Genomic DNA, 10988 nt, shown 5'->3' on the forward strand with positions numbered 1-10988 from the left:
GTCTACCCACCTACCAGTTTCGCCACGATCGGCGCGACGCCGGAGGTGACGGTCGAGTATAGGGAGGCCGGCAGGATACCGACGATGAGGATCGCCGCGGCCAGAATCGCCATCGGCAGGAATCGCAGAGGGGGTGCGTCGTGGATGGGCAGGACCACTTCCGACGGCTCGCCGAGCAGAATGCGGCTCAGGAGGCGCAGTACGTAGGTGGCGGTCGCGACCACACCGACAAACGCGATGGCGGCGATCCACGGCGACTGGGTGACCATGCCCACGTAGACGAGCAGCTCGGAGACGAAGCCAGCCGTCGACGGCAGGCCCATGCTCGAGGCGCCTGCAATGACGAAGCATGCGGCAACCAACGGCACCTTGCTCATCAGCCCGGTGATCTTGGCGATCTCGCGGGTGTGCGTCTGCTCGTACACGAAGCCGATAAGCGCGAAGAACAGCGCCGTCATCACACCGTGGGCAAACATCTGGAACGCCGCACCAGCTAAACCGAACCGGTCGCCCAGACCCAAACCTACGAGCACGTAGCCCATGTGGCTGACGCTCGAGTAGCCGATCACATACTTGAGGTCCGTCTGACTCATCGCACAAAACGCGCCGTATACGATGTTGATCAGCCCGATGCCGATGAGAAGCATTCGCCAGTCCGACCAGCCTGCAGGAAACATCGTCAGACCGAGGCGGATAAGCCCGTAGGCGCCGATCTTGAGCAGCACACCTGCGTGCAGCATCGAGACCGCAGTGGGAGCGGCAACGTGGCCATCCGGCGACCAGGTATGCAGCGGCCATATCGGGATGAGCGTGCCGAATCCAAGAAGCGCCAGCAGGAACACCCAGCGCTGGAACACTGCGCCGAACTTGTGCTGCGACCAGATGCGCATGTCGAACGTGTGCAGGCCAACGGCCCAGTACGTCAGCACCAGCACCACCACGAGCATCGCGCTTCCCGCGAACAGGAAGAGCGTCAGCTTCATCGCCGAGTACTCCTTGCGCGTGGAGCCCCAGATCGCGATGAGCAGGTACATCGGAAGGACGGCCATCTCGTAGAAGAAGAACAGCAAGAACGCGTCGACCGAGGCGAATACGCCCATGACGCCCGTGACTAGCAGCAGCAGCAGCGCGAAGTACTCGCGAGGCCGCTCCTTGACGTCCCAGGAGACCAGCGTGCCTGTGAACACGACCAGCGACGTGAGCAGCAGCATCGGCGCCGAGATCCCGTCGACACCCACGGTGTACGACACGCCGAGCGACGGGATCCATCGAACTGACTGCACGAGTTGGTAGCCGCCGGCCACGCGGTCGTACGTGGCGTAGACCCACGCCGAGCCCAGCAAGCTCACCGCCGAGACGACCAGGCCGATGATTCGAGGCACGCGCGGATTGCCGCCGAAGAGCGCGATCAAAAGCGCTCCGGTGGCCGGGGCGAGCACGATGATGGAGAGGATCGGCACCCCGCTCATCGGGCAAACACCAGTACCAGAACGATGATGGATGCGACGAGCAGAAGCAGATATGTCTGGACGTTGCCAGTTTGAATGCGCCGCACTTGTCCCCCGCCACCGACTACACCGGAACCCAGACCGTCCACCGCGCCGTCGACGACGCTGCGGTCAAACACCGCGAGAAATGCACTCAGCGCCATGCCCGCGCGCCCGAAACCGCGCACGATGCCGTCGACCACGGCCACGTCCGCCTTGCGCAACAAGTCGGCAAGCACCATCGCGGGAGCAACGATGACGCGCTCGTAGGCGTCGTCGATCCAGAACTGGTGAACGAGCACCGGCGAGATCCGCCGATTGCGCAGGTACCAGTCGGGCGACGCCCAACCGCGCTGGTACATCACCCAGGCGTACGTGATGCCGCCGACTGCTGCCGCAACCGCGATGGATGCAAGCACGATGTTGAACGGATCGGCATGCTCGCCGAGGAACCCGGCGAACGCATACAGCGGAGGCGCGCCGACGAGCCCGATAAACGCCGCGAGTGTTGCAAGCACCACGAGCGGCACGACCATCACGGCCGAAGACTCGTGCGCATGCGGGCTCTTGCTCGTGGCACCCGGCTCGGCGAAGAACGCGAGGAACGTGATGCGTCCCATATAGAACGCGGTGAGAACCGCGACCACGAGCCCGGAGACGAGCAGCACCATGTGCCCGTTGTCAAGCGCGTCGAGAAGGATCTCGTCCTTGCTCCAGAAACCGGCAAGCGGCGGAATCCCGGCAAGCGAGAGTGCGCCGATGACCCATGCCGCAGTGGTCCACGGCATCTTGCGCCACAGTCCGCCCATCTCGCGAGCGTCTTGCGTGTTGGTGCCATGGATGACGCTGCCCGCCGCGAGGAACAGCAGCGACTTGAAGAACGCATGCGTCATCAGGTGGAAGATCGCCGCGCCCCAGCTACCCACGCCAAGCGCGATCATCATGTAGCCGAGCTGGGAGATGGTGGAGTACGCGAGCACCTTCTTGATGTCGTCCATCGCGCATGCGATGAGCGCCGCCATTACGGCCGTGATCGCGCCGATGATGGCTACGACCTGCAGCGTGACGGGGTTCGCCTCGAACAGCGGGTAGGAGCGCGCCACGAGGTAGACGCCTGCTGCGACCATCGTCGCTGCGTGGATGAGTGCCGAGCCCGGCGTGGGGCCGGCCATCGCGTCGGGCAGCCAGACATGGAGCGGGAACTGCGCGCTCTTGCCCATCGCGCCCATGAACAGCAGCAAAGCGGCCGCGATGAGCGTCGGCCCAGCCCAGCGGCCAGAAGCGACTGCCTGGAAGACTGTTGCAAACGAGAAGCTGCCCACGGCCAGCCACATGACGGCCAGCCCGAGCCCGAAGCCCACGTCGCCGAGGCGGGTGACCATGAACGCCTTCATCGAAGCGGCCGAGGCGGTTGGCGTCTCGTACCAGAAGCCGATGAGCAGGAACGACGCCAGCCCCATGACCTCCCAGCACATGTACATGAGCAGCCAGCCGTCGGAGAGCACGACGCCGATCATGGCGGCCGTAAACAGCGAGATCGCGCCGAAGTACCAGCGGAAACGCTCCTCGGTGGCCATGTAGCCGATCGAGTAGATCTGCACCAGGACGCTGACCAGCGAGACGATCACGAGCATCAGCGACGAGAGCGGATCGACCAGGATACCCACGACGACGTTGAGGCCGAACGCGTGAATCCACGACACGTCGGCGTTGAACCGCGCCCCGTGCATCGTCGCCCACAGCATGGCGAGCGACGCAAGGAATACCAGCGACATCGTCGTGATCCCTGCAGCCGGCGCGACCATGCGCGGCAGCTTGCGACCGGTGGCGATCACCAGCGCGAACGCCAACAACGGGAGAACCGGCAGAATCCATGCGTATGCGAGCAGGTTCATCGGCTACCCCCTCAACCTTCGGATGCTACCGATGGCGCCGACGTCGCTCGTGCGGTTCAGCGAGATGATGATCGCCAGCGCAAGCCCGACCTCGGCAGCGGCGACGACCATCAGGAAGATCACGAAGTTCATGCCGACGGCCTGCTTGGGCGCGACGTACGCCGAGAAGGCCGCGAGGTTCAGGTTCACGGCGTTGAGAATGAGCTCGACGCAGATGACGACGCGCAGCGCGCTCTTCGACGTCAGCGCGCCAAAGAGCCCAATCGCGAACAGTGCCGCGCCGAGGAACAGGTAGTGGTTCAGCCCAATCACTTCGCCGCCCCCTCTTCGCCGGCGTGGTGACGGTAGGGCTCCTCGGGATCGGGCTCGGCAGCCGTCTCGTAGACGACGCCAACCATGTCGTCCTGACGCGCGATGACCACTGCGCCGATCAGTGCGATCGTCAGCGAGAGCCCGGCAATCTCGAACGGGAGTACGTAGCGCGAGAAGAGGATCGTGGCGATGGCGGCGGTGTCCAGCGCGTGCGGCGCCACGACGTCCCACTTGGCTTGCGCGACAACCAAGGCGATCGCGACGAAGAACACGACGCTGATGATCGCCGGGAACCAGCGACTGCGCAGCGGAGTGTTTTCGGCCTGCTCGACCTTTGGGCCGGAAAGCATAAGCGCGAACATCACCAGAATCGTGATCGCACCGCCGTAGACGAACAGCTGCATCGCGGCGAGGAACTCCATGCCCAGCAGTAGGTACAACCCGCCCATCGCAACCAGCGTCGCGAACAGAGACATCACGCCGTGAAGCAGCTTCTTCGCCGAGACAAGCCCAAGCGCGCCGGCGATTGCGACGACCGCATAGAAGTAGAACAGGATCGTCGTGGTCACTCGGCACCCCCATCCTTCGCGACGGGAATCGCGCCGAAGGTCTCGGTGACCTCGGCGAGTTGTTCGGGGGTGGACTCATCCATCGGTGAGGGCGCCGCGGGTTCGAGGGACGCGTCGAAGAGGACGAGGATCATGTCCTCGCGCTTGGTCGAGTTGTTCTCGTAGTCGCCGGTGTGATGCAGGCCGTCGGAGGTGCACTGCTCGACGCACAGGCCGCAGTACATGCAGCGGCCCAGGTCGATGCTGAACTTGGTGAGCACGCGGCCGGGGCCGTCGGCGCGCTTCTCGGACTCGATGACGATGGCCTCGTCCGGGCAGCTGCGTTCGCACAGCATGCTCGCCTTGCACTTCGCCGAGCCGGACTCGTCGCGCGTCATCCCGAACGACATCCGGGCCCGTTCGGGCAGCGTGCGCTTCTCGATCGGGTACTGCTCGGTGACAGAGGGCTTGACCATGCGGCCGAACACAGTGGCCAGCCCCTTTGCGATGCCGAGCATTACGACACCTCCGGCGCGTTGCGGCGAACCTTGGCGCCGGCACGCACGCCAATGCGCGAGATCAGCCAGAAGAAGCCGACAACCATGGCAACCTGCAGGATGACCAGCACCCAAGTGCCGGCGAGGATGCCCAGTGCGGTGAGAAACGCGTTGAGAATCGCGGCCGGAATGAGGACCTTCCAGCCGAACTCCATGAGCTGATCGACGCGGAGTCGCGGAAGCGCCCAGCGCATCCAGATGACAAGGAAAACGACGGCGTATGTCTTGACCAGCAGATAGAGGAATCCGAGCACGGCTGGCCCCGGACCGCCCCAACCGCCGAGAAAGAGCATCGCAGCGAAGAGCGACCAGGTGAACATGTTGGCGTACTCGGTGAGGAAGAACATCGCGAACTGCATGCCCGAGTACTCGGTCATGTAGCCACCGACCAGCTCGGACTCGGCCTCCGCGAGGTCGAAGGGCGTGCGGTTGAGCTCGGCGAGCATGCCGATGAAGAACAGAAGGAAGGCGAACGGCTGTGTGACGATGTTCCACAGGTGCGCCTGCGAATCCACGATCGTGGACAGCCGCATCGAGCCGGCCAACATGATGACGCCGAGAACCGACAGGATCATCGGCACCTCGTAACTGATCTGCTGGGCAACCGCTCGAAACGCGCCGAGCAGCGAGTACTTGTTCCGCGACGACCAGCCGGCGATCACCATCGAGACCGGGAACAGCGCCGCGATCGCGAACACCATGAAGATGCCGACGTCGAAGCTGTAGCCTGCGAAGTTAGCCACCCAAGGGGTAGCGCAGTAGACGAAGATCGCAGGGGTGTACGCCAACACCGGCGCGATCGCGAACAGGATCTTGTCGGCGTTGTCGGGAACGAACTTCTCTTTGCCGAGCATCTTCAGAGCGTCGGCGAAGGGCTGCATCAACCCGTGCCAGCCCGTGCGCATCGGCCCGAGGCGCGACTGCATGTGCCCGGCCCACTTGCGCTCACACCACATCACGACAACGGTGTTGACCAGCGCGAAGATGATCAGCACCACAATGCCCAGAAGGATTCTCAGCGCCATCATCGGTCGATCTCCCCCATGACAACATCGACCGAGCTCATGATCGCGATGATGTCGCCGATGCGCCCACCGGGAATCACGGCTGGCGTGACGTGGAGGTTGGAGAAGGCAGGCGACCGAATCTTCATGCGCCACGGCTGAGCGGTGCCGTCGCTTTCGAGGTACACACCCAACTCGCCGCGCGGGCTTTCCACGCGCTTGTACGCAGCGCCCGCCGGCGGCTTGACCGCGCGCGGCACTCCAGGCGTCACGAAGTCGCCCTCCGGCATGCCGTCCAGCGCCTGCAGTGCAAGGCGAGCCGACTCGCGCATCTCGAGGATGCGCACGGCGTACCGGTCGTAGGTGTCGCCCACATGTCCGAGCGGAACGTGTACGTCGAAGTCGCCGTATGCCGCGTAGGGCTCGTCTCGGCGAAGGTCGATGTTGACGCCCGAACCGCGCGCCATCGGGCCGGTGACCCCGAAGTCGACGATGAGTTCCGGCGACATGACGCCGATGCCTCGCGTGCGGTTGCGGAAAATCTCGTTGTTGGTGAGGAGTGCCTCGTACCCATCGATCGAGGCATCAACTGTCTTGAGGTACGCGCGAAGCCTGTTGGCCGCGCCAGCCGGCAGGTCGGACTTGACGCCGCCCGGCCGGAAGTAGTTGAACATCATCCGGCCGCCAGTGACCTCTTCGAAGAAGTCGAGAATTGCCTCGCGGTCTCTGAAGGAGAAGAGCATCGGCGTGAATGCACCCACGTCGATACCGCACGCCGCCATCCACGTGGTGTGACTGGTCAGTCGGCACAGCTCGCTCATCAACACGCGCAGGTACTGCGCCTTGGGTGTGACTTCGATTCCGGCGAGCTCCTCGACGCCAGTCAGCAGCGCGAGCTCGGTGAAGAAGCCGGAGACGTAGTCTGCGCGATCCACGAGTGCCGTCACTGCCCGATACGAGCGGGTCTCGGCGAGCTTCTCGATACAGCGATGCAGGTAGCCGTGCGTGACCTCGCCGGCGAGGACCTTCTCGCCCTCGAGCGCCAGCCACAGGTGCAACACGCCGTGCATGCTGGGGTGCTGCGGTCCCATGTTCAGGATCTCACGCTCGGAGTGCATCCCGGACCCGTCTTCGGCTCTGATCGCGTCGGCAACGAGCGGGTACGGCAGCGTGACGTTCAGGCTTGGGTCGCTTCGCTCCGGCGTGGGATCGGGACCGTTGTCGCCGTGACTCGAGAGCGCCCAGGCGAGGTCCTCGGCATCCACACCGCTGGCTTTCATTGCGAATCCCTTGCGCAAGGGATGCCCCGGGAAGTCGTCGCGCAGGACGATCGGTCGCAAGTTGGGGTGTCCCAGGAACACGATGCCGAACAGGTCGAAGACCTCGCGCTCCAGCGTAGCCGCACCGGACCACAGGCCGCAGATCGTGGGGATTCGCAGCTCGCCCTCGGGCAGGTCGACCGTGAGCATTGCGCGTGCCTGGTCGGTCCGGCGCGTCACGGCGTAAACCATCTTGACGCCGGGTGTCTCGATGGGAAGCTCGGCGGCAGTCAGCAGCGAGAGGTGTGTGAAGCCGCGGTCCTTCAGCTCGCCGAGCACACCGCGAAGCTCGCCCGGCGTTGTGCGCGCGATCTTGAGCGCCTCGGAGCCGAGGATACCGACGTCGGAGACGCCCGAGATCCCCTCGAAGACGGTTGCGGCGCCCGTGGTCGAGAGCGGCGTCACTCGGCCGCTCCTGCCGAGGGCTGCTTGTTCTCGGCCGCGAAGACCTCGGCGGCAGAGAGTTCGCCCGCTGCGTTGCGCTCCATGACCATGAGCAGCGCATTCATGAGCGCTTCGGGGCGAGGTGGGCAGCCTGGGACGTAGACGTCGACCGGGATGATCTGATCGACGCCTTGGACCACGTTGTAGCCGTCGGCGAACGGACCGCCGCTCACGGCACACGAGCCCATGGCGATGACGTACTTGGGAAGCGACATCTGCTCGTAGAGCAGTTTGACGCGCGGGGCAATCTTGATGTTGATGGTGCCGGCCACGATCATGCAGTCGGCTTGACGCGGAGAGTTGCGGAAGAAGATGCCGTAGCGCTCGGTGTCGTAGCGCGCGCTTCCTACCGTCATCATCTCTATGGCGCAGCAGGCAGTGCCGAACGTCAGCGGCCACATCGAGTGCCCGCGCGCCCAGTTCATGAGGAACTGCAGCGGCGCAACAAGAATCTTGCTCTCCTCATCGACCATCGAGGGTTCTACGACCAAGTCAGCACCCCCTTGCGCCACGCATACGCCAGTCCGAGTACCAGGATGCCGACGAAGACCGCCATCTCGACGAAGCCGTACATGCCGAGCTGGCGGAAGATGACGGCCCAGGGATACAGGAAGACGGTCTCGACGTCGAAGACGACAAAGATGATCGCGAAGATGTAGTAGGCCACGCGGAAGCGAATCCAAGGGTCGCCGATCGGCAACTCCCCGCATTCGTAGGAGCTCCCCTTCTCGGCCGAGTGACTGTGCGGCGCGAGTAGATTAGGGAGCGTCACCAAAATAAGCGCCAGCGCGGCGCCCACGAGCAGGAAACCCGTGAACACCAATGCGGCGACAGCCATTCCCTACCCCCTGCCCCGGTTGGTCTTGTCGCTTACCCTTGCCGTTGACTTGGGAAATACGACATCACCGGGGGGAATCCTGCGTCGGCGTGACAAACACCGAGGGCTTGCGGTGGCGTGTAGTCGCCGTAGGCGCCTGAAACGTGTCCGGACTCGACCCGTCCCAGCGGACAACGAGGCGCGCAACGAAACGGCGATCCACTGGGGAAACGCCGTTCGCTGTGCTCGCGGGATTACCAGTTCAGCGTGACGGAACCGTCTCCGGAGTTCGTTCCGGTGTAGTCCGGTGCACCGATGTGCGTCGCCGAGACCCAGCTGGATCCTCCGGTGCCGCCCTCGTAGTTGTTCGATCCGCCGGCGCCGCCGTCCCAGCCGCCGCCACCGCCACCGCAGTCATCTACGCCGTCTCCGCCGCGCTTGTTGCCGACACCGGCACCAGTGCTGACCCATCCGCCGTCACTGCCGTCGCCGTCCTCGCCGCCAGCTCCGCCGCCACCGGCCTCAAGCAGTGTCGCGCCGGCGCGCTGTATCGATGATGAGCCACCGCCACCTCCACCGCCCTCTAGCTGAGGGTCGTTATCGCTGTCGCCGGTGCCGCCGTTGGACCAACCGCCGTTGTTCGAGACCCTGACGTCGTCGCCCTGGCCTCCCACGTGAATCGTGTAGGTCAGGCCAGGCGTGACCGCGATTGTCGCTCGCACGCGGCCACCATTGCCCGCAACCCCGCTCCAGCCGGCCCCGCCAGCTCCACCCTTCGCGTCAACCGTGAGCTGCGTTACTCCGGCCGGGACCAGGAAGGTCTGATCGGCGCCGGTGAAGTTGAACGAAACGGAGTTACCAGAACCCGCGGGATTCACATCGAACGTCGCTGACTTCTGAGACTCGACGTTTCCGGCTCCGTCGACCGACCAGAACCGCAGCGTATGGGTGCCGAGCGCGCTGACGGTAAGCGAGGTGCCGGTACTCTGCGCACCGTTATCGATCGTGTAGCTGGTCGACGCCACACCCGAGCCGCCGACGTCGGTCGGGGTCAGGTGAATCGTTGCAGGCCCGCTGTAGGAGGCGGCAGCGTCGGACGTGGTCACTGGCGCGGTGAGGTCAGGCGTTGCCCAGGTCACCGTGGCTACGCCGTTGCCAGTGCGTACCCCGGCATCGAGCAAACCCGTGCCGACCGCGATGTAGCTTGTCCCGCCGTCAGCACCGGCCGCGTCGCCCTCGACACTACCTGCGCCGCCGTTCCAGCCGCCGCCACCGCCGCACGAGTTGGTCTCGCCAGCTTGGTTGCCGCCAGGAAGCGTGCCCTGTGCCCCACCGGGGCCTCCGTCGCAGTCCGGGTTGCTCGGAGGTGGTCCACCGTCACCGGCGCCGCCACCCGCCCCAGCCTCAGCGAGAATCTGAGAGGCCCTGATGATCGAAGTCGATCCGCCACCGGCAGCGCCGTGACCGCCCGTTCCGGAGCCGCCGTTGGGCCAGCCACCGATGACGTCACCACCGTTGCCGTCAGCGCCCTTTGCGCCAACCCGCAGCGACAGCACGTCGCCCGGCGTGACCGAGATCGTGGCGTGGACGTGACCGCCCAAGCCGCCGACACCCTCGTACGAGGGGAAGTCGCCGCCTGCCCCGCCGTACAGATCGACGGTGAGCGTCGTGACACCAGCCGGGACGACGAGGCTCTGTGCCGAGCCCGTAAACGCGAAGCTTGCGCCCCTCGCAACATCGAACGTCGCGGTTTGCGCGACCTCCTTGTTGCCGGCGTTGTCGACAGACCAGAACTTGAGAGTGTGCGTGCCGACAGCACCGACCGTGACCACGGTGCCTGTGGTCACGGCTCCAGCGTCGACCGTGTACGCCGTTCCCGCGACTCCGGATCCGCCAACGTTGTCGATGGCCGTCAGGTTTATCGTGGCCGTGCCCACGTAGGACGCCTGCGCGTCAGAGGTGGTCGTCGGGGCAGTCGTGTCGGCCGGCGGGCCCTGCAGCATGATCGTGTCGGTCAGCGTCAAGACATTGCTGGCGTTATCACGGTACTGGACGTTGACCGTCTTGGTGCCGTCCCCGGAGGGCAGAGTGATCGCCGAGCTGGCCGCGTACGAGACCCAGGAGCCGTAGGTGCCTGTGCCCGGGTCGATGCGCATCTGGGAGAGGCCTGACAGCGCATCGGTCACCGTGGAGTTCACGGAAGCCGAGAGGGTCGCCGTGATGGCTGCGCCGTTGTTGACCGACATGGTGCCGGTGGGTGCCGCCGTGTCGAGCACGATCGTGTCGGTCTTGGTCGTCGTGAAGTTGTTGGCGTCACGGTACTGGACGTTGATCGTCTTGGTGCCGTTGGCCGCCGACAGTGTGATCGCGTAGCTCGCGTTGTAGGCGATCCAGCCGCCGTATACGCCGGTGCCTGGGTCCACGTTCATCTGCGTGACGCTCGAGCCTGCGTCGGTCATCGTCGCGTTGATCGTCGCGGCGACGACGTTCGTGTACGCGGCGTCGGCGTTGACGACCATCGTGCCCGTCGGGCCGGTCGTGTCGAGTTTGATCGTGTCGGTCAGCGTGGCGACGTTACCCGCCCCGTCCCGGTACTGGACGTTGA

At 64.9% G+C, this 10988-nt stretch carries 10 protein-coding genes; all 10 read right to left on the reverse strand.

The features are described 5' to 3' along the window. Positions 1-2 precede the first annotated feature (2 nt). On the reverse strand, positions 3-1469 hold the full coding sequence (locus P4L93_00605) for an NADH-quinone oxidoreductase subunit M (protein ID MDR3685451.1): 1467 nt from the start codon (positions 1467-1469) through the stop codon (positions 3-5). After that, the gene (gene nuoL, locus P4L93_00610) at positions 1466-3382 is read right to left on the reverse strand and encodes an NADH-quinone oxidoreductase subunit L (GenBank protein ID MDR3685452.1); all 1917 of its coding nucleotides are present in this window, start codon (positions 3380-3382) and stop codon (positions 1466-1468) included. The genes P4L93_00605 and nuoL overlap by 4 nt, the downstream gene beginning before the upstream one ends. Before the next feature lie 3 nt (positions 3383-3385). Further along, the gene (gene nuoK / locus P4L93_00615) at positions 3386-3694 is read right to left on the reverse strand and encodes an NADH-quinone oxidoreductase subunit NuoK (GenBank protein MDR3685453.1); all 309 of its coding nucleotides are present in this window, start codon (positions 3692-3694) and stop codon (positions 3386-3388) included. Then, the gene (locus P4L93_00620; protein MDR3685454.1) at positions 3691-4263 is read right to left on the reverse strand and encodes an NADH-quinone oxidoreductase subunit J; all 573 of its coding nucleotides are present in this window, start codon (positions 4261-4263) and stop codon (positions 3691-3693) included. Before P4L93_00620 ends, nuoK begins: the two co-directional genes overlap by 4 nt. Beyond that, on the reverse strand, positions 4260-4760 hold the full coding sequence (locus tag P4L93_00625) for an NADH-quinone oxidoreductase subunit I (GenBank protein MDR3685455.1): 501 nt from the start codon (positions 4758-4760) through the stop codon (positions 4260-4262). The genes P4L93_00620 and P4L93_00625 overlap by 4 nt, the downstream gene beginning before the upstream one ends. Beyond that, the gene (gene nuoH, locus P4L93_00630; GenBank protein MDR3685456.1) at positions 4760-5827 is read right to left on the reverse strand and encodes an NADH-quinone oxidoreductase subunit NuoH; all 1068 of its coding nucleotides are present in this window, start codon (positions 5825-5827) and stop codon (positions 4760-4762) included. The genes P4L93_00625 and nuoH overlap by 1 nt, the downstream gene beginning before the upstream one ends. Beyond that, positions 5824-7527, reverse strand: a complete 1704-nt coding sequence (locus P4L93_00635; GenBank protein MDR3685457.1) for an NADH-quinone oxidoreductase subunit D — start codon at positions 7525-7527, stop codon at positions 5824-5826. Before P4L93_00635 ends, nuoH begins: the two co-directional genes overlap by 4 nt. Continuing rightward, positions 7524-8039 carry an NADH-quinone oxidoreductase subunit B gene (locus P4L93_00640; protein ID MDR3685458.1) on the reverse strand — a complete coding sequence of 172 codons (516 nt, stop codon included), beginning with the start codon at positions 8037-8039 and terminating at the stop codon, positions 7524-7526. Before P4L93_00640 ends, P4L93_00635 begins: the two co-directional genes overlap by 4 nt. 8 nt (positions 8040-8047) lie before the next feature. Beyond that, on the reverse strand, positions 8048-8404 hold the full coding sequence (locus tag P4L93_00645) for an NADH-quinone oxidoreductase subunit A (GenBank protein MDR3685459.1): 357 nt from the start codon (positions 8402-8404) through the stop codon (positions 8048-8050). A gap of 233 nt (positions 8405-8637) precedes the next feature. Next, on the reverse strand, positions 8638-10988 hold a 2351-nt coding region (locus tag P4L93_00650), incomplete at its 5' end, for a hypothetical protein (protein MDR3685460.1).

The organism is Coriobacteriia bacterium (assembly GCA_031292615.1).
In the GTDB taxonomy this organism is placed as follows: Bacteria; Actinomycetota; Coriobacteriia; order Anaerosomatales; family JAAXUF01; genus JARLGT01.

What these genes read in the sequence shown, in the direction of transcription:
- P4L93_00640 (MDR3685458.1), bottom strand. Translation starts at nt 8,039, where the DNA reads ATGGTCGATGAGGAGAGCAAGATTCTTGTTGCGCCGCTGCAGTTCCTC.
- P4L93_00645 (MDR3685459.1), bottom strand. Translation starts at nt 8,404, where the DNA reads ATGGCTGTCGCCGCATTGGTGTTCACGGGTTTCCTGCTCGTGGGCGCC.
- nuoH (MDR3685456.1), bottom strand. Translation starts at nt 5,827, where the DNA reads ATGATGGCGCTGAGAATCCTTCTGGGCATTGTGGTGCTGATCATCTTC.
- nuoL (MDR3685452.1), bottom strand. Translation starts at nt 3,382, where the DNA reads ATGAACCTGCTCGCATACGCATGGATTCTGCCGGTTCTCCCGTTGTTG.
- P4L93_00605 (MDR3685451.1), bottom strand. Translation starts at nt 1,469, where the DNA reads ATGAGCGGGGTGCCGATCCTCTCCATCATCGTGCTCGCCCCGGCCACC.
- P4L93_00625 (MDR3685455.1), bottom strand. Translation starts at nt 4,760, where the DNA reads ATGCTCGGCATCGCAAAGGGGCTGGCCACTGTGTTCGGCCGCATGGTC.